General features: G+C 62.8%; 19 protein-coding genes. 7 read left to right on the forward strand and 12 right to left on the reverse strand.

Annotation, left to right across the window (positions count from 1 at the left end):
* The first annotated feature begins 60 nt into the window (after positions 1–60).
* Positions 61–909 carry an ABC transporter ATP-binding protein gene (locus ACNA1V_RS10180; protein ID WP_415833510.1) on the forward strand — a complete coding sequence of 283 codons (849 nt, stop codon included), beginning with the start codon at positions 61–63 and terminating at the stop codon, positions 907–909.
* A gap of 50 nt (positions 910–959) precedes the next feature.
* Here ACNA1V_RS10180 and ACNA1V_RS10185 read toward each other — a convergent pair whose 3' ends face one another.
* Positions 960–1,475 carry a GNAT family N-acetyltransferase gene (locus ACNA1V_RS10185; RefSeq protein WP_415833511.1) on the reverse strand — a complete coding sequence of 172 codons (516 nt, stop codon included), beginning with the start codon at positions 1,473–1,475 and terminating at the stop codon, positions 960–962.
* A gap of 177 nt (positions 1,476–1,652) precedes the next feature.
* Between ACNA1V_RS10185 and ACNA1V_RS10190 the strand changes: the two genes are divergently transcribed.
* A complete protein-coding gene (locus tag ACNA1V_RS10190) occupies positions 1,653–1,916 on the forward strand; it encodes a hypothetical protein (protein WP_415833512.1) in 264 nt (87 codons plus the stop codon).
* An 88-nt stretch (positions 1,917–2,004) separates the two neighbouring features.
* Here the strand turns inward: ACNA1V_RS10190 and ACNA1V_RS10195 are convergent, their stop codons facing one another.
* The 3 genes from ACNA1V_RS10195 to ACNA1V_RS10205 form a co-directional block, all read right to left on the reverse strand.
* Complete coding sequence (locus ACNA1V_RS10195) at positions 2,005–4,089, reverse strand: TonB-dependent receptor family protein (protein WP_462937405.1); 2,085 nt, start codon at positions 4,087–4,089, stop codon at positions 2,005–2,007.
* 88 nt (positions 4,090–4,177) lie between these two features.
* Entirely contained in the window at positions 4,178–4,510 is a 333-nt protein-coding gene (locus ACNA1V_RS10200; RefSeq protein WP_415833513.1) for a thioredoxin family protein, read from the reverse strand.
* 1 nt (position 4,511) lies between these two features.
* Positions 4,512–5,342: an aldo/keto reductase gene (locus ACNA1V_RS10205; protein WP_415833514.1), complete on the reverse strand. Its 831-nt coding sequence runs from the start codon at positions 5,340–5,342 to the stop codon at positions 4,512–4,514.
* A gap of 444 nt (positions 5,343–5,786) precedes the next feature.
* Here ACNA1V_RS10205 and ACNA1V_RS10210 point away from each other — a divergent pair, with 444 nt between their 5' ends.
* On the forward strand, positions 5,787–8,240 hold the full coding sequence (locus tag ACNA1V_RS10210; RefSeq protein ID WP_415833515.1) for a membrane-bound PQQ-dependent dehydrogenase, glucose/quinate/shikimate family: 2,454 nt from the start codon (positions 5,787–5,789) through the stop codon (positions 8,238–8,240).
* A 17-nt stretch (positions 8,241–8,257) separates the two neighbouring features.
* Positions 8,258–8,917 carry a TetR/AcrR family transcriptional regulator gene (locus ACNA1V_RS10215; protein WP_415833516.1) on the forward strand — a complete coding sequence of 220 codons (660 nt, stop codon included), beginning with the start codon at positions 8,258–8,260 and terminating at the stop codon, positions 8,915–8,917.
* Positions 8,918–8,966: 49 nt separating this feature from the next.
* Here the strand turns inward: ACNA1V_RS10215 and ACNA1V_RS10220 are convergent, their stop codons facing one another.
* The 4 genes from ACNA1V_RS10220 to ACNA1V_RS10235 all read right to left on the reverse strand — a co-directional run bounded on the left by ACNA1V_RS10220 (position 8,967) and on the right by ACNA1V_RS10235 (position 12,023).
* Entirely contained in the window at positions 8,967–9,749 is a 783-nt protein-coding gene (locus ACNA1V_RS10220) for an amino acid ABC transporter ATP-binding protein (RefSeq protein WP_415833517.1), read from the reverse strand.
* Between the two features lie 23 nt (positions 9,750–9,772).
* Positions 9,773–10,432, reverse strand: a complete 660-nt coding sequence (locus ACNA1V_RS10225; RefSeq protein WP_415833518.1) for an amino acid ABC transporter permease — start codon at positions 10,430–10,432, stop codon at positions 9,773–9,775.
* A 28-nt stretch (positions 10,433–10,460) separates the two neighbouring features.
* A complete protein-coding gene (locus tag ACNA1V_RS10230) occupies positions 10,461–11,117 on the reverse strand; it encodes an amino acid ABC transporter permease (protein ID WP_415833519.1) in 657 nt (218 codons plus the stop codon).
* Positions 11,118–11,213: 96 nt separating this feature from the next.
* Positions 11,214–12,023, reverse strand: a complete 810-nt coding sequence (locus ACNA1V_RS10235) for a transporter substrate-binding domain-containing protein (protein ID WP_415833520.1) — start codon at positions 12,021–12,023, stop codon at positions 11,214–11,216.
* Here ACNA1V_RS10235 and ACNA1V_RS10240 point away from each other — a divergent pair.
* Positions 12,022–12,162: a hypothetical protein gene (locus tag ACNA1V_RS10240; protein ID WP_415833521.1), complete on the forward strand. Its 141-nt coding sequence runs from the start codon at positions 12,022–12,024 to the stop codon at positions 12,160–12,162. The two genes, ACNA1V_RS10235 and ACNA1V_RS10240, sit on opposite strands and share 2 nt — an antisense overlap.
* Positions 12,163–12,421: 259 nt before the next feature.
* Positions 12,422–13,273, forward strand: a complete 852-nt coding sequence (locus ACNA1V_RS10245; protein WP_415833522.1) for a MurR/RpiR family transcriptional regulator — start codon at positions 12,422–12,424, stop codon at positions 13,271–13,273.
* 114 nt (positions 13,274–13,387) lie between these two features.
* Here ACNA1V_RS10245 and ACNA1V_RS10250 read toward each other — a convergent pair whose 3' ends face one another.
* The 3 genes from ACNA1V_RS10250 to ACNA1V_RS10260 all read right to left on the reverse strand — a co-directional run bounded on the left by ACNA1V_RS10250 (position 13,388) and on the right by ACNA1V_RS10260 (position 16,206).
* Complete coding sequence (locus tag ACNA1V_RS10250; protein ID WP_415833523.1) at positions 13,388–14,653, reverse strand: ParB/Srx family N-terminal domain-containing protein; 1,266 nt, start codon at positions 14,651–14,653, stop codon at positions 13,388–13,390.
* Positions 14,654–14,811: 158 nt separating this feature from the next.
* Positions 14,812–15,210, reverse strand: coding sequence for a nuclear transport factor 2 family protein (locus tag ACNA1V_RS10255; RefSeq protein WP_415833524.1), 399 nt, complete (start codon positions 15,208–15,210; stop codon positions 14,812–14,814).
* A 72-nt stretch (positions 15,211–15,282) separates the two neighbouring features.
* On the reverse strand, positions 15,283–16,206 hold the full coding sequence (locus tag ACNA1V_RS10260) for a Rossmann-like and DUF2520 domain-containing protein (RefSeq protein ID WP_415833525.1): 924 nt from the start codon (positions 16,204–16,206) through the stop codon (positions 15,283–15,285).
* Between the two features lie 164 nt (positions 16,207–16,370).
* Here ACNA1V_RS10260 and ACNA1V_RS10265 point away from each other — a divergent pair, with 164 nt between their 5' ends.
* Positions 16,371–17,732: an anti-phage deoxyguanosine triphosphatase gene (locus ACNA1V_RS10265; protein ID WP_415833526.1), complete on the forward strand. Its 1,362-nt coding sequence runs from the start codon at positions 16,371–16,373 to the stop codon at positions 17,730–17,732.
* Between the two features lie 50 nt (positions 17,733–17,782).
* Here ACNA1V_RS10265 and ACNA1V_RS10270 read toward each other — a convergent pair whose 3' ends face one another.
* Positions 17,783–19,720, reverse strand: coding sequence for an FUSC family protein (locus ACNA1V_RS10270; protein ID WP_415833527.1), 1,938 nt, complete (start codon positions 19,718–19,720; stop codon positions 17,783–17,785).
* Positions 19,721–19,857 lie beyond the last annotated feature (137 nt).

Consider the following 19,857-nt stretch of genomic DNA (forward strand, 5'->3'; position numbering starts at 1 on the left):
TAATGTTTTTCATTATGATGGACCGGCTGCGCGGCGTCTGGTCCGGCAGGATATGACACTATGAGCACACATCCAGGCGCCGGTATATCGACCGCATCGCCGCTGCGGGGAGAAAACCTGACCCTGCGCTATGAGTCCCGCCTGATCGCGGAAAACCTGACGGTCGAGATTCCGGCCAGCAAAGTCACGGTGATCGTCGGCCCGAATGCCTGCGGCAAGTCCACGCTGCTGCGCGCCTTGTCGCGCCTGCTGGTGCCGGTCAGCGGCCAGGTATTGCTGCATGGCAAGGATATACGCAGCTACGCGCCCAAGGCCGTGGCGCGCCTGCTCGGCCTGTTGCCACAAAGCGCCGTGGCGCCCTCGGGCATCTGCGTGGCGGATCTGGTGGCGCGTGGCCGCTTTCCGCATCAGACCATGTTGCAGCAGTGGTCGCAGGAAGACGAAGCCGCCGTCGGCAAGGCCATGGCCGCCGCACATGTGGAAATGCTGGCGGAGCGTGCCGTTGATGAATTGTCCGGCGGCCAGCGGCAGCGGGTCTGGCTGGCGATGGTGCTGGCGCAGGATACGCCCATCATGCTGCTCGATGAGCCGACGACCTATCTGGATATCGCGCATCAGATCGAGGTGCTGGATCTGTGCCAGCGCCTCAATCGTGAAGAAGGCCGGACGCTGGTCATGGTGCTGCACGATTTGAACCAGGCGGCGCGCTACGCCGATCACATCATTGCCATGAAGGCCGGGCGGATTGTCGCGGTGGGACATCCGCGCGAGGTCGTGACGCCTGCCGTGGTCGAGGAGGTTTTCGGCCTGAGCGCCGTGGTCATTGATGACCCGGTGACGCATACGCCCATGGTTGTGCCGATTGCCAGTACGGGCAACCGGCAGGATACCGCCAGAACGGCCGCCTGAGTCCCTGTAGTAACGGTGCTGTCAGCCGCCGGGCCGTGGCTGACAGGGCTTCAGCGTAGCGCCAGCTGCATGGCGCAGCGCCGTCCGGCCGGCAGGCCATGCGCGATTTCGTCCTGCAGAATGCCGGCGAGGCGATCATCCTGCGGCTTGGCGGGCAGCACCTGGAAGCCCAGCCGGGCATAGAACGGGGCATTCCAGGGCACATCGCGGAACGTTGTCAGGGTCACTTCCCTCAAACCATGCGCACGGGCATACTGAATTGCGTGTTGCAGGAGCGCGCGCCCCAGCCCCTGGCCCTGATGCCCGAGGCCGACCGAGAGCTCCCAGATATGCAGGGCCTGACCGACCGGTTCGGCGCACAGAAACCCGCTTGTCTGCCCGCTGCCGTCCTGGGCGACCCACTCCGTACCCAAACGTATGAATTCGAGATGGCGTTCGGCAGGCATCGGGTCGCTCTCGGCCAGCCAGCCTAAATCCGGTACTTGCAGGAAGGCCTGCGCGGCAGACCGTTCGATGGCTTGCAACTCAGGCAACATGGTTGCGTCGGCGGGGTGCAGGGTGATCATGGCGAGAGCGGGCTTCCAGAAGACAAGGCCTGGATTGTCTCATTCCTGCCACCGGGAGCAAGCGCGTGCGCCGGCTGGCCCCGGCCAGTGCGGCAGGATGTTTTTATTTGCTTGGCGCGGGTTCGGCCTTGCGCTACATTGCGCCGGTGGCGAAGGCGCCACTTTTGCGGATCTTCGATGAAAAAAACCGATCTAGAGAAAAATAAGGCCCTGAAACTCATGGGCAAAATGCAGGCGGCGTTGCCGCCTGGACGCTATGCCGGCGCTGCCGTGCCGGATCGCCGCGAACAGCGGCGCCTGGATCAGGCTGCCGGGCTGGTGCCGTTTCCGGTCAAGCTGCGCCAGCCGCTGATCGACGCATTGCGGGCCAAGGCCGAGGCGGATGGCGTACCCATCAATGAATTGGTCAATACCTTGTTGGACGAAGCGCTGAAAGACTGATGGCCCGTGGTGACGCCACATCGCTGGTGTCTCCCGCTATCCATTTATCAGCGGCAGGACAAGCAGGGCGCCAGGGCGCCCTGCCTGTTCAATTGAAGCGATAGCCTGCGTTGAACATGAACGTCCAGTTTCGGCCGGCGGCCGGTTCGTAGTAGCGGCTGTTGCTTTCGTTGACGATCACCGAGCCGACATAACGCTTGTCGAACAGATTATCGACGCGCGCCAGCAAGTCCAGATCCCAGGCAGCGTAGTTCATGCGATAGCCGGTATAGAGTGCGGTGACGGCATAGCCTGGCGCCTGGGCGCTGTTGGCCGTGTTGGCCTGGATATTGCCCATGGCGCGCCATTCCGCGCCGGCTTGCCAGCCATGCTCGGGCATCCAGCGCAAGCCGGCATAGCCATTGTGGCGCGCCACGCCAGGGATGCGTTTGCCTTCGCTGCCAGGCGTGGCCTGGCGGAATTCCGCATCCAGATAGGTATAGCTCAGGGTGAATTGCAGATCCTGCATCAGCTCGGCCTGCCAGGAGAGTTCCACGCCATTGCGCCGGGTTTTGCCGGCATTGCGGAAGGTGGCCCGGCCGCCGCTGCTGCCGGCGCTGACGATTTCGTCGCGCGTGTCGATGCGGAACAGGGCGGCAGTCAGCAGGCCGCCAAGGCTGCCGGTTTTGGCGCCGATTTCATAGTTGCGGCTGGTGGAGGGCTGCAGTGCCAGGTTCAGGCCGCCGGTGCCGTCCGGACGATAGGACAGCTCATTGAAGGTCGGGGTTTCGAAACCGCGTCCGAAAGAGGCATACAGGCTGCTGTCGTTCCCCAGCGCATAGCGGGCGGCAAAGACCGGCAGCCAGGCGCTGAAAGAGGTTTTGCCACTGTCATCGCCATTGTTCAGGTATTGGTCGCGGGAACGGAAGCGGACTTCACTGCGGCGCAGGCCGCCTTCCAGCAACCAGTGTTCACTGATGTCCCAGCCGGCCTGCAGGTAGAGATCGTTATCGCGCAAGGTATTGCGTTCCTTGCGGCGCAGCGCGCCCCGGGTACCGAAATCGACAGGGGCGGCGGCGCTGCCCTGGAAGTTCTCGTAGCCGCGCCGGTCTTCGCGCATGTGATCGTAGGCGCCTCCTGCCGTGACGGTCAGGGCTTGCCCAAGCAATCGGGTGGTGTGGGTGGCGCGCAGGTCGATACCCGAGAAATTCCGTTTCAGGTCGATGACGCCGCCGGCATGGGAGGCCGGTTTTTGCGCTGCGGGAGGAATCGCCTGATACTGGATGGTCTGCCGTTCGCCGGTATAGACCGTGGCCTGCAGCTGCGTATCCGGGCTCAAGGATTTCTCGTAGCGCAGGCCGATCTGGGACTGCCGCGTACTTTTGCGGGTATTGAAGGTGCGGGCATTGGCTGTGACGCCACGCGGGTTGTTGGCCATGTCTTCGGCGCTCAGCCCGAGTGGGTCGTCCGCGTGGATCAGGGCGTAGTTGGCAAGCAGGCTCAGGCTGCTGTCGTCAGCCAGCGAGAAATCCAGGCGGGCATTGCCCTGATTCTTGCTCATGGCGCTGTGATCGCGCCAGCCATCGAGGGTCTGGCGGCTGGCGCTCAGCGTGTAGTGGCTCAGGCCGGTCGCTGCGCCCGTGGCGCCGCCGGCCTGCAGGCCGTAGCGGCGCAGTCCGTTGCTGCCGGTGGTCAGGCTGAGGGCAGGGCGCAGCGGGCCGCTGCCCCTGGCAGTTTCCACCATTAATACGCCGCCCGAGGAATTGCCATGGAGCGCGGAGTAGGGTCCGCGCAGGACTTCTATCGTGCTGGCTGAACTCAGGTCGATATTGGATAGCTGGGCCTGGCCGTCCGGCATGGTGGCGGGGATGCCATCGACATAAATGCGTATCCCGCGCACACCGAAGGTAGAACGCGCACCGAAGCCGCGTATGGATATTTGCAGATCCTGGGCGGAATTGTTGCGGTCCTGCACCTGGATGCCGGGGACGCTGGCCAGTCCTTCAGTCAGCTTGAGCGCCGGCCGGCCGGCGAACAGGCCGGCTTCGTCCACCTGGCTGATGGAGGCCGGCACGTCGATCAGGGCGCGCGGCCCGAGGGTGCTGATCACTTCGATGGCAGGCAGCACGGATACCTCTGACGGGCCATCGGCGCCGGACGATGGCGCTGCCGGCGCCGCCTGGGCGGTTTGCAGGGCCGGGACAGCGAGCAGAGGGAGGAACGTCAATACAGCGTAAATATGCCTGGACATCGGGATCAACAACAGGGGTGGAAAAACAGGTTCAGGGCCGCAGGATTTGCAAGGCCTGCTCTATGCGTGCCTGGCTGTCCGGGCGCACCAGCCGGGCGACCTCCTGGCCATTGCGCAGCAACACCAGCGTGGGCCAGAGCTTGATGCCGAAAGCACGGCCCAGCGGTCGGCCCTTGCCGTCCTCGATGCGGATATGCCGGATGGAGGCGAAGGCAGCCAGGGCGGCGTCCGTGGCAGGGCGGGCAGCCTGGCAATAGCCGCACCAGTTGGTACCGAAATCCAGAACGACGGCGCCGGGCAGTTGCCCGGCTTCCAGGGCGCTCAAGGTTTCGGGCAGGTAATCCATGGGGGAGGAGGCGCTCATGTCAGAACGCCGCCGTGAGGGGGTCCGGGCCGATACGGCCATCAGCCGCATCCAGCGCATCGAAGGCAGCGAGGTCGCTGGCGTCCAGGCGGAACGAGAACACATTGAAGTTTTCTGCGATGCGGCTGGGCGTGACGGATTTCGGGATGGTGATCAGGCCTTGATCCAGGTGCCAGCGAATGATGACCTGGGCCGGTGTCCGGCGATGCTTTTGCGCGACTGCCGTGACAACCGGGTGCGTGAGCAGCGTGCCTTGGCCCAGCGGACTCCAGGATTGCGTGGCGATACCGTGCCGGGCATGGAAAGCGCGCAGCTCACGTTGCTGGAAGCGGGGATGGAGTTCCACCTGGTTCAGGACGGGAACGACGCCACTGTCCTGGATAAGCCGTTCCAGATGTTCGGCGGTGAAATTGGAAACGCCGATCGAGCGTGCCCGGCCTTCTTCATGCAGGCGGCGCAAGGCGCGCCAGCTTTCCAGATACAGGCCGCGAGCGGGCGAGGGCCAGTGGATCAGGTAGAGGTCGATATCGTCCAGCCCCAGGCGCGCCAGGCTGGCGTCGAAGGCCTTGAGCGTGGTGTCGTAGCCCTGCTCGGTGTTCCAGAGTTTGGTGGTGATGAACAGTTGCCGGCGCGGCAGCCCGGCGGCGCGAATACCGGCACCAACGCCGGTTTCGTTTTCATAGACGGCTGCCGTGTCGATATGGCGGTAGCCGGCGGCCAGGGCTGCTTCGACGGCAGGTCCGGCTTGTTCATCCGGCGTCTGCCAGACGCCCAGGCCGAGTTGCGGAATGCTGCGCTGATCATTCAGAACAATCTGAGGCTGTGAATCCATGGTGAGGCTCCTGATCAAAATGGGATGGACCGGGTGGACGGGCGGGTTCTCGCTAGCATGCCGCAAGGCAGGGTCGAGGCCAAGGCCCTCCGTGTGGCAGGAGGCCGGAACATGTCGCACCGCATCATGGGTTCTGAATGACAATTAATAGTACTGTACGGTACAGTACAGGACTTTCTGCAGGGTCAGCAAGCCATTTCTCTCGTGCAATGGCCTGGTAATGCTGGCCATTGCTCAAGGAATGCCAGGGCGGATGACGGGCTGGCAAACGGCGTAAAGGCACTGCTTATCCCACGATGCTTGTATGGCGATGGATGAGTCCGGGTGCCTGGTGGCTTGCCGTAGCCCGGCCTTGGCAGACGATATTTTTGCAGTGCTTATGGGGGAAGGGCATGGTGCCCTTGAGTCCTTGCGACGTTTCCCTTTTCAATGGTGATCTTGAATATGACAACAGCTAAAGCTGATCCGGATACCGGCCCTAAACAGCGGCGCTGGCCGCTGGTCCTGTTCGGTGCCGTCCTGGCCGTCATCGGCCTGGTGCTGGCGGCGGGGGGTATCCGGCTCGCCGCCTTGGGCGGTTCCTGGTATTACATCTTGGCAGGCGTGGGCCTGTTGCTGGCCGGTGGTTTGCTAGCAGCGCGCCGGGTCGTGGGAGCCTGGTTGTTCGGACTGGTTGCCGTGGCCACGGTGGTGTGGGCACTGGCCGAAGTCGGTTTGAATTTCTGGATGCTGGTGCCGCGCCTGGCGCCGTTCCTGGTGCTGGCGTTTGTGCTGGCCTTGTTGCTGCCGCAATTGCCTGGGGTGCGTTCGCGCCGAGGGCCGCACATCCTGGCGGGTGTCTTGGGCCTGGGCCTGGTCGCCGGCGGCGTGGCGGTCTTCCAGCCGCATGGCGTGATCCAGGCGGCTGCGGCGCCCAAGGTGCTGCGCAATTCCGCCACGGCGCAGGCCGGTGGTGATTGGCAGCATTATGGCCGGACCCCGGCGGGAACGCGTTTTGCGCCTTTCGACCAGATCAATCCGGAGAATGTTGATCAGTTGGAAGTGGCCTGGACCTACCGGACGGGCGAAATCGCCGAGGGCGCTTCGGAATTCCAGAATACGCCGCTGCAGGTAGATGATACGGTGTACGTCTGCACGCCGCTCAACAAGGTCATCGCCCTGGATGCGGAAACCGGTCAGGAGCGCTGGAAGTTCGATCCCAAGGTGGAAGACCGCAAAACCTGGAATCGTTGCCGGGGCCTGGGTTACTACGAGCCTGCCAAGGTTGAGCAGCCTTATGCCTTCGCCGAGGATATCGCCTGGAAAGCGGCACACCCCGCTGTGGCCGACGGCAGCCAGCCGGCTGACGGCAAGCGCAGCTGCGCCAGCCGCATCGTGATGACCACGATAGATGCCCGCCTGCTGCAGATGGACGCCGAGACCGGCGAATTGTGCGAAGACTTCGGCCAGAACGGTGCGGTGGATCTCACGGTTGGCATGGGCAAGGTCGATTATGACAATGTGCTCTGGTACTACCTGACCTCCGCGCCGACCATCGTGCGCAACATGATCATTATCGGCGGCTGGACGTTTGACGGCCGTTCCGTGGACGAGCCGTCCGGCGTGATCCGTGCTTTCAGCGCGGACTCCGGCGAACTGCTGTGGGCCTGGGACATGGGGCAGCCCGAGATTACCAAGCTGCCTCCGGAGGGCGGCAGCTATTCGCGCTCCACGCCGAATGTCTGGTCCACGCCAGCCTTTGACGAAGCCTTGGGGCTGGTCTATCTGCCGACTGGCAACCAGCAACCGGATTTCTGGGGCGGCGACCGCCCGGAAACGTCCGAGAAGCACTCGTCCGCCGTGGTGGCCCTGGATATCCTGACTGGCCGCGAGCGCTGGACATACCAGACGGTGCATCACGATATCTGGGACTATGACGTTGCGGCGCAGCCGGCCTTGTATGACATTCCGGATGGCAAGGGGGGCGTCACGCCGGCCTTGGTGCAGCTGACCAAGCGCGGCCAGATTTTCCTGCTGGATCGCCGGGATGGCACGCCGCTGGCAGAAGTGGAAGAGCGTCCGGTGCCGCAGACCGTCGCGGCGGGTGACTGGGTGGCTGCAACCCAGCCCTATTCTGTCGGTATGCCGGCCCTAGGGACCGAGCCGCTGACCGAAGCCGATATGTGGGGCGCAACCTTCTTCGACCAGTTGGCATGCCGTATTGCCTTCCGCGAGCTGAACTACGAAGGAGAGTTCACTGCACCTTCGACCAAGCCGACCTTGCTGTATCCCGGTTACTACGGCGGCTTCAACTGGGGCAGCGCAGCGATCGACGAAGACCGTGGCTATCTGTTCCTCAATGACATCCGCATCCCCCAGGTGGTGACGCTGATTCCGCATGCGGAGATTGATGAGAGCAAACTGGTGGCCGGCCATGGCGTGGGCAGCACCTATCCCATGCACGGCACGCCGTTCGTCATCGACCATGCCGCCTTCAACTCGCCGCTGGGCATTCCTTGCAACGCGCCGCCTTGGGGCGTATTTGCCGCCGTGGATCTGAATACCCGTCAACTGGTCTGGCAGACGCCGGCCGGTACGGTCGAGGATGTGGTGGTCAATGGCGTCAAGGCCGGTCTGCCCGTGCCCCTGGGCATGCCGACCCTGGGGGGCGGCGTCAGCACGGCTTCCGGGCTCGTGTTCTATGCCGGCACCCAGGATTACTACCTGCGTGCGCTGGATATCGCAACCGGCGAGGAACTGTGGAAGGGCCGCATGCCGGTAGGTGGGCAGGCCACGCCGCTCAGCTACGTTGCGCCCCAAAGCGGCCGCCAGTTCGTGGTCGTGGCAGCAGGCGGCGCGCGGCAATCGCCTGATCGCGGCGATTACGTGATAGCTTATGCGCTTCCCAAGAAGCCATAAGCGAATCTGACCCAGCCATGCCGAAATCCTCTGTCGCCGCCTCCTCCCAATATAAGAAAGTGCCGGCGACAGAGCGAGGCAGGCAACGGCAGCAGCAATTGCTGCAGGCTGCCTGCGAACATTTTCTCAAGCATGGCTATGCAGCCGCCAGCCTGGATGCCATCGTGCAGCAGGCTGGCGGTTCCAAGGCTTCGGTCTATCATCATTTCGGCGGCAAGCAGGCCTTGTTTTCCGCGGTGATCGAACAGCTCTGTACGGAATTCCTGGCCCAACTGCGCGCCATTGATGTGTCGGGCGTGAGCCTCGAAGATGGCTTGCGGACGATCCTGCAGGAGTTGGTCAATGTGGTGGCCAATGCGCGCCACGTGGCTTTCTACCGGTTGGTGATTGCCGGATCCACGCGTTTCCCCGAAGCCGGGCGTACCTGGTATGAGCACGGGCCGATGGTCTGGTTCGACGTGTTCATGCGCCTGTTCGATATTCACGAAAGCCGTGGACAGATCCGCGCCGGCGCCCCCAAGGCGGTGGTGGCAGGCATATTGTTTGATGCAGTACTCAGTTTCCTGACGACGCAGTTCGTGATTCTCGGCAAGCCAATCGACAAGCGTCTGGCCGAGCCGGTGATCGAAGAGCTGATCGCCATGGCGCGGATCAGGCTGGCGCCTTCCTGTAGTTAGTCCGTCCCGCATGCCAGCTGTGCCTGGCGCGCGGGACGGGGGCCAGGCGTCAAGCCATGGCAAAGAGGAATTGGTGCAGTTCCGGCGTCTGCGGGGTGTTGAAGAGCTGCTCCGGTGCGCCAGCCTCGTGAACCCGCCCCTGATGCATGAAGATGATGCGGTCGCTGACCTTGCGGGCGAAGTTCATTTCATGCGTCACCATGATGATGGTCATGCCCTGCTCGGCCAGGTTTTCAATGACGCGCAGCACTTCTCCCACCAGCTCCGGGTCCAGCGCCGATGTGATTTCGTCACAGAGCAGCACCTCCGGCTCCATTGCCAGCGCGCGAGCGATGGCCACGCGCTGCTGCTGGCCACCCGAGAGCTGTTCGGGCATGTGGTCGAATTTCTCGGCCAGGCCGACGCGTTCCAGCAGGATTTCGGCGCGCCTGCGCGCTTCCTGGCGTGTCATGTTCATCACCAGGGTGGGGGCCAGCATGATGTTCCGGCCTATGCTCAGATGCGGGAACAGGTTGAAGTTCTGGAAAATCATGCCCACATTCTTGCGCATGTCACGCATGGCTGCGGCGTCGTGTGGCCGCAAGGCCTGGCCGTGTACGGTCAGGCTGCCGGACTGGAAGGTCTCCAGGCCGTTAATACAGCGCAGCAGCGTGCTTTTTCCCGAACCGCTCTTGCCAATGATGGTGACCACTTCGCGGCGGTGTATGTCCAGATCTATGCCTTTCAGCACCTCATTGTCACCATAACGCTTGCGCAGGTCTTTAATGGCGATCAGGGGGATGGAGGAACCGATGGCAGCCGGGGCGGGACGGGGCGTGGCGGTGGAAAGCATGAGCATCTCCTGTGGTCTGGGCTTCAGCGGTGGGTGGCAGGGCGGCGCATACTGTTTTCCAGGTGGCGCGACCAAAGCGAAATCGGGTAGCACAAGGCAAAGTAGAGCAGGGCGACGCAGCCGTAGATCAGAAAGGGTTGATGGGTGACATTGGCCATCATCTGCCCGGCCTTGGTGATTTCAACGAACCCGATGACAGAGGCCAGGGCGGTGCCTTTGATGACCTGTACCAGAAAGCCGGCAGTGGGTGCCATGGCGGTGCGGGCGGCTTGCGGCAGGATGATGTGGCGGAGCTGTTCCCCACGGTTCAGGGCCAGGCTGCTGGAGGCCTCCCATTGGCCGCGCGGAATGGATTCCACGCAACCGCGCCAGATTTCACACAGGAACGCGCTGCTGTAGAGCGTCAGGCAAATGCCTGCCGCCAGCAGGGCGGGCATCTCCAGCCCCAGCATCGGCAGTCCGAAATAGACCAGGAACAGCTGCATCAGTAGCGGGGTGCCCTGGAAAATCTGCACATAGAACTGGATGCAGCGCCGTGCCCAGGGACGTTCGCTGATCCGCAGGATAAGCAGCAGCAGGCCGAGCGTACCGCCGCCGACAAAGGCAAGCAGCGACAGCAGCACCGTCCAGCGCAATGCCAGCAGGAGTTGCCAGGCAATGGCGGAGAAAGGGAAGTCAATCATTATGGCGGCACCTGTGAAGTTCTGTTTGTCAACGGCCGAAGATCCAGCGCGGCCCCAGCCAGTTCAGGAAGCGGCGCATCAGCACGGCAAGCAGCAGGTAGATCGCGGCGATCAGGATATAGGCTTCAAAGTTGCGGAATGTCCGGCTGGAGATCAGGTTGGCGCTGTAGGTCAGTTCTTCCATGGAAATCTGGCTGCAGACAGCGGAGCCGAGCATGACCAGGATGATCTGCCCGATCAGGGCGGGCCATACCCGTTTGAGTGCCGGCGGCAGCACGACATGCATGAATACCTGCCAGCGGTTCAGCGCCAGGCTTTCTGCGGCCTCTATGTGCCCTCTGGGGGTGGCCTGAATGCCGGCACGCACGATTTCCGTACAGTAGGCGCCAAGATTCAGGCTCATGGCCAGGACACATGCCGTTGTCGTATCGAGTTTCAGGCCCAGCGCCGGCAGGCCGAAAAAGATGAAGAAGAGCTGGATGATGAAAGGGGTATTGCGCATCAACTCCAGATAAGCGCCGACACAGAACCGTATCGGTGCGTTGCCATGGATGCGCAGCCAGCCGCAGGCGATGCCGGTCGCCACGCCCAGCGGCGTGGCAATGGCGGTCAGCATCAGGGTGAGAAGCAGGCCCTTCAGCAGTAGCGGCCATTGGGCGAGGACGGGCACGAAATCTGAAAGCATGGTGCGGGTTTCCTTGCAGTGGGCTGCCTGCGTTGCAGGCAGCCCGGGACCGGTGGCATGACTGGCGCTGTGGCAAAGCGGCCATGCAGGAGGGAATCAGAGCGGGAGTTCGCCGGTACTGCGGCCCAGCCATTTTTGCGACAGGGCTTCCAGCGTGCCGTCTTCCTTGGCCGCCAGCAGAATGGCATTGAGCTGTTCGCGCAAGGCATCTTCACCCTTGCGGACGGCGATGAAACATGGCGAATCTTTCAGCAGCAGCTTGTATTCGGCATTGAGCTGCGGATTCTTCTTCAGCACCACATCGGCCATGGAGGCGCCAGTGACCAGCAATTGGTTCTGGCCCGAAACGAACGCTTGCACCGTCGAGGCATCATCCTCGAAACGCTGGATCTTCAGGCTCTTGGGCGCGAGCTGGGTAATCAGATCGTCCTGAATGGTGCCGCGGGTGACGGCTGCGCTTTTGTCGGCGAGATCCTCGATCGTCTCGATCTTCAGGTTGGCCGGGCCATAGACCGCCTGGAAGAAGGGCGCATAGGAGGAACCGAAATCTATCACCTGGGCGCGCTCGGGATTTTTGCCCAGCGAGGAAATGATGACGTCGATTTTCCGTGTTTGCAGGTAGGGGATCCGGTTCGGGTTGGTCACGGTCACCAGATCGGCTTGGACCCCCATTTTGTCGGCGATATACCGGGCCAGGTCGATTTCCAGGCCTTGAGGCTGGAAATCCGGGCCGATGAAGCCATAGGGAGGAAAGTCCCCGGCGATGCCGACGGCCAGGCTTTTCTTATCGAGCACGCGGCTCAAGGAGTCGTCGGCATGGGCATTGCCCAAGGGCATGAGCATGGCGCAGCTGGCGGCCAAGGTGGCGAGAAAGGCGGCGGTCCGGGATTTGAGGCGGGCTGTCATGGCAGATTTCCTTGCGGTTAGCGGTGTGGAGGAAGCGCTGATGACAGTACCAAAGCAAATATCGTGCCAGTTTCTGAAAAAAGTTGGCATCCATCGTGCTTATGAATGGAATGGAATTTCCATTTTCTCTATTGAGTGAAACGGTAATTCCAAGAGCAGCAGGCGCCGCCTTCCTGCCAGACAGGGAGAAAAAGCATGGGCGGGGTTGCCGGGTTGCGGTCCAAGGCGGTGCATTGCGCACCGCCTTGATAGGGACGAAGCACTGTCATGGTGCGCTTTCGGATGATGAACACGTTTCAGGAATGGAGAGAAGCATGGGGCAGATAACGGATCACACAGGGCTGGGCACAGGTGGGCAGCCAGGTCAGGATGGGGGAGCTGGCGGGGCGCCCGGATCCTTGCGCAGACGTATCCTGGATCAATGGCGCAGCCTGTCGGTGTCCGAGCGCAGGTTGGCGGGGGTATTGATGCAACCCGGTTTTTCCATGGCGGGTTTCCAGGCGGCGGAACTGGCGGCAATGGCCCAAGTGTCACGCGCTTGCGCAGCGCGTTTTTTTCAGAAGCTTGGGTATGAGGGCTTCCAGCAGGCCCGGCGTCAGGCGCGTGACCAGGATGGCAATTCGCCGCTTGACCGTACTGCCGCCGCAGCGGCACGTGCACAGGAGGCGGGGCCGGACTCGTATCGCGAACGCGCCTGGGATCGCTATATCGAGGTGGAGCAGGAGCAGCTGGGTAGCTTCCGGCATAGCCTGCTGCCTGGGCAGCTGGCTCAGGCGGTTGAGCAGCTCTTTTGCGCGCCCAGGGTGTTTGTGCTGGGTTTGCGCGCCAGTCATGTGCTGGCCTGCTATGCGCAGGCCTTGTGGCTGCAGCTGCGCCAGGATGTGTTTGTGCTGGGCGACGCCGCGGGCAGGCCCAGCGAGTTACTCAGCCAGTTGCGGGCGGGAGACCTGCTGGTCGTGGTGGATTTCCGACGGCGTGCCAGTCAATTGCTGCCCTTGATGGAGGCGGCGGCCAAGCGCCGAGTCAGCCAGTTGCTGATCACCGATACGGCCATGTCAGATCTGGTGCCCCGCGCGGCCATCACACTGTGCTGCCCGAACGCCAGGCTGCACGTGTTCGATTCACACCTGGCAGCGTTTGCCTTGATCCATTTTCTGGCGGTGGAAATGGCAGCGGTCTATCCTGCCGAGGTGCGCGGGCGGTTGCTGGAGATTGAGGATCTGCACCGCCAGCTGGGCGACCTGGCCTGAACCCGAGGCCTTGCTGGTCTTGCGGGCTTGGGGCCCCTTGTGGGGGCTTTTGGGGTCCCTGTGGGGCCTTGCGGCCCCGGTCCTTCGGCCAGGTGCGTGCGGTGCGGCGCTGTGTCAGGGTTTCAGCCAGCATTCCGGCTGGGTGTTGGCGGCGCCGCCGCATTCACGGTACTTGAGGGCATACCAGGCTTTGCCGGCCGTACGGTAACGGCCGCTGTTGTTGGTGTCCGTGCGCCAGATTTCCTCTTCCATGAAATCGTTCCAGTCCTTGGCGGCAGCAGGCGGGTTCATGCGGCCCAGATCACCTGCCAGGCGACCGCCAGAAACCGGCGCGCTGTCGTCCAGCGCGACCATGCCCAGCGCTGCATCGCGCACGGCGGCCACATAGCTGTCGGTGCTGTCGCCGCTGCGGGCGCTGACGACACCGTTCTTGACTTCGATGCGGGCACGGGCCAGGTCGTTCAGCTTGTACGCCGAGAGATCCGGGCCGTTTTCACGCAGCCAGCTGCCCCAGTAGAACTCCGCGAATTCAGGCATGTCGCTATTGTCATAGCCCATGCCGCGCGTCAGGTAAACCAGCGAGCGGTATTTGTCATCGCTCAAGGTATCCAGGCCCAGGCGGTTTGGCAACTGTTCAGGGGTGATGGCCTTGCCATCCGGGTCTTCCAGCCAGACATAGCGTGCTTCCTGCATTTGCTGCCAGAAGCTGGCCTGGGTTTCCGCGCCGCTGTAGTTCGCCGCGACACGCACCCATACCGGCAATTCGTCGCCGCCGTCTGCCAGTTCCTTGAGGGTGGTAAAGGTATGGTGGCCGTCCGTCAGGTACAGCGTCCCGCCGGGGCCAACCACGACGGTTTTCAGTTGTGCCAGGATATCGGCGGCAGCGTCGGGCGTGGGCGCAGGCAGGGAGCAGGTATAGCTCGTGCTGTCTATCAGGCGGGTGCCGGTCTGTGTGAAGCTGGCGACACCGCCTTGTCCGTTGTCGGCACAGTAATCGTCAATGCGCTTGCGCTCGGTGCGATAGATATAGCGTGAGTAGTTATCGTCGTCGCTGTCGCCCAGGTAGCCGGCTTCCGTGGGCTGGTAACGGTTCAGATCCGGCTGTTTGCGACCCAGGTGGTAATAGATCTGGTCGTAGCCAACCGACGGCTGGGTCGGATGCAACTCCTTGATCTGAACCTTCAGGACGTCTCCGGCACGGGCATCCACATAGGGCGAACTGGGGGTGGGCGTCGGCGTCGGCGTGGGTTCCGGTGTCGGTTCAGTGTCGTTCTTGTCATGGCTGCTGCCGCACCCGGCCAGTATGGCCAGCACAAACGTGGCGGGCAGCAGGTGACGGGTCAGGACGGGAAGGCAGGAAGTCGGACGGGACGAAGACATGCAGAGAGTTCCGGTGAGGGCCAGCGATTCTTTTCGGGAGCCAGGGGCGTGTTCGAACGATGGCGGAGCCGCGCCGTTGCCGGGCTTTCTCCGCCGCACCCCAGTATCTCAAGTCATTGTGACTGAATCATGACTTCCGGTGTGTGTCTATCCGTGTGTCAGGCTTGTTCTGGTCGGGGGACGTACACCTCGTGCCAAAGCGTGACTTTGCCATGGACATCGAACTGGGTCAGCAGGACGGCATGGAAGTGCTCGGTGCTGCCGTCTTGCTTGCAGATGCTCACGCGCATGGCAAAAACGGCCGAGTGTTCGTCGGCAACGGTGTGGTCTATCGTGTATTCGATGCCGGACAGCGAGCGTTTTATGTCTTCCAGAAACGCCTGGTAGTTCTGGTGGTTGGCCTGGTAGCGCCGGCCATTGGCTTCAACGATGAAAGCCGGGGCGAAGCACTCGCCGATTCGTTCGGGTGTCAGCGTGGAGCCGTGGTTCAGGTATTTTCGATTCCAATCCAGGACTTGATGGGCTTGGCGCAGGTTGTTCTCGCGTTGGGTCGGCATATCGCTTGATTTCCTTGTAGGGTTGCCGGGCGTCTTCAGGGGAGTGCCGACAGCGGTTGGCGGCCGCGTCGCTCAATGTTGCGTTGCGGTCAGGATATGGCGCAGATGGCTGGCACAGGCAGAGTCGATGCGGCCTTGTTGCAACGCGATATCGACGGTGCGCTGGCAAAGTTCGACATAAAGTGGGAGGCTGGCCGGGTCGAAGGATTGCAATGCTGCGACATGGCCGGCGACCGATGGCGCATCGCCACGGGAAACCGGTCCGGGCATGCCGGCGGCAATCCCGCTGCCGGCAATCGAGGCCAGGGTTCCCTGGAGCAGGGGCAGCAAGGCATGGAGGGCGTCTTCTTCGCTGGCCCCCCAGGATTGCCACATGCGTACCGCGTCATGCAGCAAGGCATTGATGAATTGCGAGGCATAGCCCGCAGCGGCATGATACAGCGGCCGGGTGCCAGGGGGCAGGTGATTGATTCTGCAGCCCAGGCGCGCGGCCAGTGCGGCCAGTTCGGCATCCAGCGGCGCCGCGGCCTCGATGGTGACTGTGCAGCCTGGCAGGTGTTCGATGGCCGCAGCCGGGTCGGCGAAGGTTTGCAGGGGATGGAACCCGCCAGTCAGCGCACCCGCAGCTTTTGCGGCGTCCAGGGCCGAGACATCGGTGGCGCCGCTGCAATGCACGACTCGCGCGCCTGCACGCCAGCGCACAGCGGCCGCAGCAGCTGCGATGGCGGCATCGGGCGTGGTGATGAAAACGAGGTGGCAGCAGTCGGCGACTTCCTGGGCATGATCCAGGGCGGTGCAGCCCGGGAGGCTGGCGGCTAGTTGTTGCGCACTGGCGGGCGTGCGGCTGGCAATTGCCTTGATGTTCAGGCCGCGCGCATGGCAATGCCCGGCCAGGGTTCGGGCAAGCCTGCCTGCACCGATGAAACCGATGCTGCCCATCGCGTCGGATGGCAGAGGGTCTGGGGAGGAATGGTAGCGGGACATACCCTGTGCCATGTCTGTTCCTGGGGCCGTGGCGGAAGTAGAGCGAGTGTGGCCTGTTCTCGTGCATGTTACCGTACCGCAGGCAGGGATTTCGCGTGCCTGGCCCCTGCCGCGTCGAAGCCGGATTGCCGCAGCCGGGCCGTAGTACCGCATTTAGCCCGATAAGGAGGTAAGTCATGCTTTGGCAGCAGCGCCGCGAACCCTGGGAGCCCGTCGGCACCGATGTACGCACCCCGTATGATGTCGATTACGCGCGCATTATTCATTGTGCTTCATTCCGGCGTTTGCAGGGCAAGACACAGATTCTGAGTCCGGGGGACAACGATTTCTACCGCACCCGGCTGACGCATAGCCTGGAGGTTGCGCAAATTGCTGCTGGTATCGTGCGGCAGTTCGAATGCAATCCGGCATACCAGGAAATCCATCCGCACCTGCCCAGCCTGAGCATGATTCAGGTGGCTGGCGCGACGCATGACCTGGGCCATCCGCCGTTTGGCCACGGGGGAGAGGTGGCGCTGAACTACTGCATGCGCGCGGCCGGGGGCTTTGAGGGCAATGGCCAGACGTTGAGGATCGTGTCGCGGCTGGAGAAATTTTCCGAGCACGCGGGCGCGAACCTGACCCGGCGTGCCATGTTGAGTCTGCTCAAGTACCCGGTACCTTACTCGCAAGTGTTCAATCCGGATCTGGCCCCGCGGCTGGAGACTGGGCCCAGCACGATCCGCATCATCGACCGCAAGGTGTCCCGGCCCCCCAAATGCTATCTGGACAGCGAACAGGAGGTGGTGGACTGGATTCTGGCGCCGCTGAACACGGCAGACCGGGAACGCTTTACGGCGTTCGACCCGCCCATTGCGGATCAACATGGCCGTGCCAGGCATAAATCCTTCGATTGCAGCATCATGGATATCGCCGATGACATTGCCTTCGGCGTACATGACCTGGAAGATGCCCTGGCCATGGACCTGATCGAGCCGGAAGATTTCCGCCGGCATGCGCCTTGGGAAAAGTGCGTGTGCTTCCTGGAATCCCTGCGCGAGCGCTATGCCGCAGAAATGGCCGGCAAGACGCTGCCGGAAATTCATGATTGGCTGGTCGATCGCCTGTTTGGCGACGGCGGGCGCCGCAAGCGTTTCATCGGTCGGCTGGTGCATTACTTCATCAGCCATTGCCGTGTGCATACCGACCCGGATTTTGAGGAGCCGTTGCTGCGCTATCGCGCCAGTCTGCCGCGTGACGCCATGGCGTTCCTGGATACCCTGAAGACGGCGGTGAAAGAAACCGTGATTCTGAGTGCAGGCGTGCAGCAGATGGAGTTCAAGGGGCAGCGGCTGGTCATTGCCGTGTTCGAGGCCTTGGCTTCCGAACCCCGGGCCTTCCTGCCCAGGGATGTTTACCAGCGCTGGCAGGCTGCCCCGGAAGGCGAGCGTTTGCGGGTGATATGCGATCACATGGCTGGCATGACCGACGCCTTCCTATTGAAAACCTACGATCGGCTGTTCCTGCCCCATGTCGGGTCCGCCTTCGACAGAATGTAGGTTTGCGCTTGCCGTGTAGGCCCCGGCGGCAGGCCGGGGGCGGGGATGGCTCAGGCCTGGGTGCGCAGCGTCTGCATATGCTGCAGTTCGCTGTCGATACGTTCAATCAGGCGGGCTTCCGGGGTGCCGGGGCGCGGGCCTGGCCAGTGTTGCGTGGTGCCGCTGCCAAGTTGCTTGCCGCCCAGGTGTTCCACCTGCAGTTGCAAAGCCTGGCGCATCTCATCTGCAGGTGCCTGGCTTGCTTGCACGGAATAAATCGTAATGTCGTCGCAGATCCGCTCGGCGCTGTCGAGCAATGGAAACCACGCTGCCGTCGTGTTGCCTGCCGGGGGCGGGTCGCACATGAACCGTTGCAACTGGGCACGTAAACCTGTCAATTGACGGTAGGCATTGCGGCGGTATTGACGAATCTGCGACTGTCGGGCTGCCGGGGAGGCGGCGGCCGGGTCGGGCAGGCAGGCCTGCAGATAATCGGCCAGCGCCTGCCGGACAGCCAGAAAGCGCGTGGCAATTTCCGGGCGATGGCCCTTGGGCCACACCAGATAGCCGAACACGATGACGATGACTGCGCCAATCACGGTATCGAGCAGGCGCTGCAGGGCGAAAGCGGTGTCGTGGCTGCCGGGCAGAATGATGTCCACCAGCATGAGGATCAAGGGGGTCAGGACGACAGCCTGCAGGGCGTAGGAGCGCTGCATGGCCCACGGCAGGCAGGCGGCCAGGGCTGCCATGATCAGGACAAAGGCGATGCTTTTGGACACGAACAGGAGAATGGCGGCGCCGATCACGACGCCGATCAGCGTCCCCAGGCTGCGCAACAGCGAACGGGCGACAACGGAACCGAAATCGGGTTTCATGATGAGCCCGACGGTCAGGGGAATCCAGAACCAGTGCGCATCGCTGTCCAGCCAGTGAATGGCATAGGCGATGGCAATGCACAGCGCCAGGGCCGAGGCGGCCAGCAAGGTGTCGCGGCTGGGCAGCAGGCGATCCGACAGATCTATCTTTACCTGATGCGCCGACGGAGACAGCGCGGGTTCCGTTGCTGTCTGCAAAGGCAGGTCGAAAGTAGCCTGCGCATTCAGCAGAGCCGTGAGCGCGCGGAGGTGGCGGTCGAGATCGGAATCCGGCGTGCCCAGTGCGGTGGCAGGAAAACGCGACGTTGCCGCCAGCGCACCGGAAATCTGGTGCAGCCGTTGGGCGGAGTTGCGCAGCGTAGTGATATCGTCACTGGCCAGCAAGGCGGTAAAGATGGCGTCGCTGCGCTGCAGAATGGCGGCATTGCGTTCCTGCTCCAGGCTGCGGCCGGCCATGCGCCGATGCTGATGCAACAGGGCGGCATGGGCTGCCGCCAGGCGCGCCGTGACCAGGCGGCGCGGTTCGTCGATAGGACGCTGCTCTGCGCGGTTGATGGCCAATGAAGCCAGGGCATTGAACAGGCCCGCCAGCATGTTGCGGCGTGGCCGCTGGTGGAAAAAGAGGGCTTCGATTCCCAGGAGCGCTGCGTAAAGCAGGGTGCCGACCAGATAGAGCAGTGCCGGTTGCCAGAATGGCGTGATGCCGGGCACACCGATCGCGATGGCGGCGACCAGCAAGGCCTGCAGGCAACCCACGGAGAGGGCGGCACCATAGCTGCTGACAATACCGGCGACGAAGGCCAGCACGGCCATCGCGACCACTGTGAGCGGCCAGGGCAGCAGGCCCAGATAGCCAGCCAGATAACCCAGGGCGCCGATCGGGGCGGCAATCAGCATGTTCCGGAAGACCGAGTCATAGGTGCCGTCCCGCTCCCCGGTGGTCTGCATCAGGGCGCCCATTGCGATCCACATGCCGGTCATGAGGTCATTGCTCAGCAGACCGATGAGAAAGGGCAGGCCGACACTCAGCGCGGCACGAATGGAACGACCCCAATGCCATGGAGCCGGTTGCAGTTTCGTCAGCGATTCCAGCCAGGGGCCTGGGCGGGTCAGCTCTGTTTCCACGCTCATTTGCGACAGCTCCATAGAAAGAGGAAATAACAGGGATGAAGCCGTGTCAGGCGGGCCGCAAGCATTGAAGTGCTGTGTGCCGTCACGGATGAACTGACTAAAGTAGCATCCCAAATATGACGAATCCAACACTGAAA

This window comes from Kerstersia similis (genome assembly GCF_965139615.1).
In the GTDB taxonomy this organism is placed as follows: domain Bacteria; phylum Pseudomonadota; class Gammaproteobacteria; order Burkholderiales; family Burkholderiaceae_B; genus Kerstersia; species Kerstersia similis.

Coding starts and splice junctions, on each gene's coding strand:
- ACNA1V_RS10180 (WP_415833510.1), top strand. CDS start 61: ATGAGCACACATCCAGGCGCCGGTATATCGACCGCATCGCCGCTGCGG.
- ACNA1V_RS10185 (WP_415833511.1), bottom strand. CDS start 1,475: ATGATCACCCTGCACCCCGCCGACGCAACCATGTTGCCTGAGTTGCAA.
- ACNA1V_RS10190 (WP_415833512.1), top strand. CDS start 1,653: ATGAAAAAAACCGATCTAGAGAAAAATAAGGCCCTGAAACTCATGGGC.
- ACNA1V_RS10200 (WP_415833513.1), bottom strand. CDS start 4,510: ATGAGCGCCTCCTCCCCCATGGATTACCTGCCCGAAACCTTGAGCGCC.
- ACNA1V_RS10205 (WP_415833514.1), bottom strand. CDS start 5,342: ATGGATTCACAGCCTCAGATTGTTCTGAATGATCAGCGCAGCATTCCG.
- ACNA1V_RS10210 (WP_415833515.1), top strand. CDS start 5,787: ATGACAACAGCTAAAGCTGATCCGGATACCGGCCCTAAACAGCGGCGC.
- ACNA1V_RS10215 (WP_415833516.1), top strand. CDS start 8,258: ATGCCGAAATCCTCTGTCGCCGCCTCCTCCCAATATAAGAAAGTGCCG.
- ACNA1V_RS10220 (WP_415833517.1), bottom strand. CDS start 9,749: ATGCTTTCCACCGCCACGCCCCGTCCCGCCCCGGCTGCCATCGGTTCC.
- ACNA1V_RS10225 (WP_415833518.1), bottom strand. CDS start 10,432: ATGATTGACTTCCCTTTCTCCGCCATTGCCTGGCAACTCCTGCTGGCA.
- ACNA1V_RS10230 (WP_415833519.1), bottom strand. CDS start 11,117: ATGCTTTCAGATTTCGTGCCCGTCCTCGCCCAATGGCCGCTACTGCTG.
- ACNA1V_RS10240 (WP_415833521.1), top strand. CDS start 12,022: ATGGCAGATTTCCTTGCGGTTAGCGGTGTGGAGGAAGCGCTGATGACA.
- ACNA1V_RS10235 (WP_415833520.1), bottom strand. CDS start 12,023: ATGACAGCCCGCCTCAAATCCCGGACCGCCGCCTTTCTCGCCACCTTG.
- ACNA1V_RS10250 (WP_415833523.1), bottom strand. CDS start 14,653: ATGTCTTCGTCCCGTCCGACTTCCTGCCTTCCCGTCCTGACCCGTCAC.
- ACNA1V_RS10255 (WP_415833524.1), bottom strand. CDS start 15,210: ATGCCGACCCAACGCGAGAACAACCTGCGCCAAGCCCATCAAGTCCTG.
- ACNA1V_RS10260 (WP_415833525.1), bottom strand. CDS start 16,206: ATGGCACAGGGTATGTCCCGCTACCATTCCTCCCCAGACCCTCTGCCA.
- ACNA1V_RS10265 (WP_415833526.1), top strand. CDS start 16,371: ATGCTTTGGCAGCAGCGCCGCGAACCCTGGGAGCCCGTCGGCACCGAT.
- ACNA1V_RS10270 (WP_415833527.1), bottom strand. CDS start 19,720: ATGAGCGTGGAAACAGAGCTGACCCGCCCAGGCCCCTGGCTGGAATCG.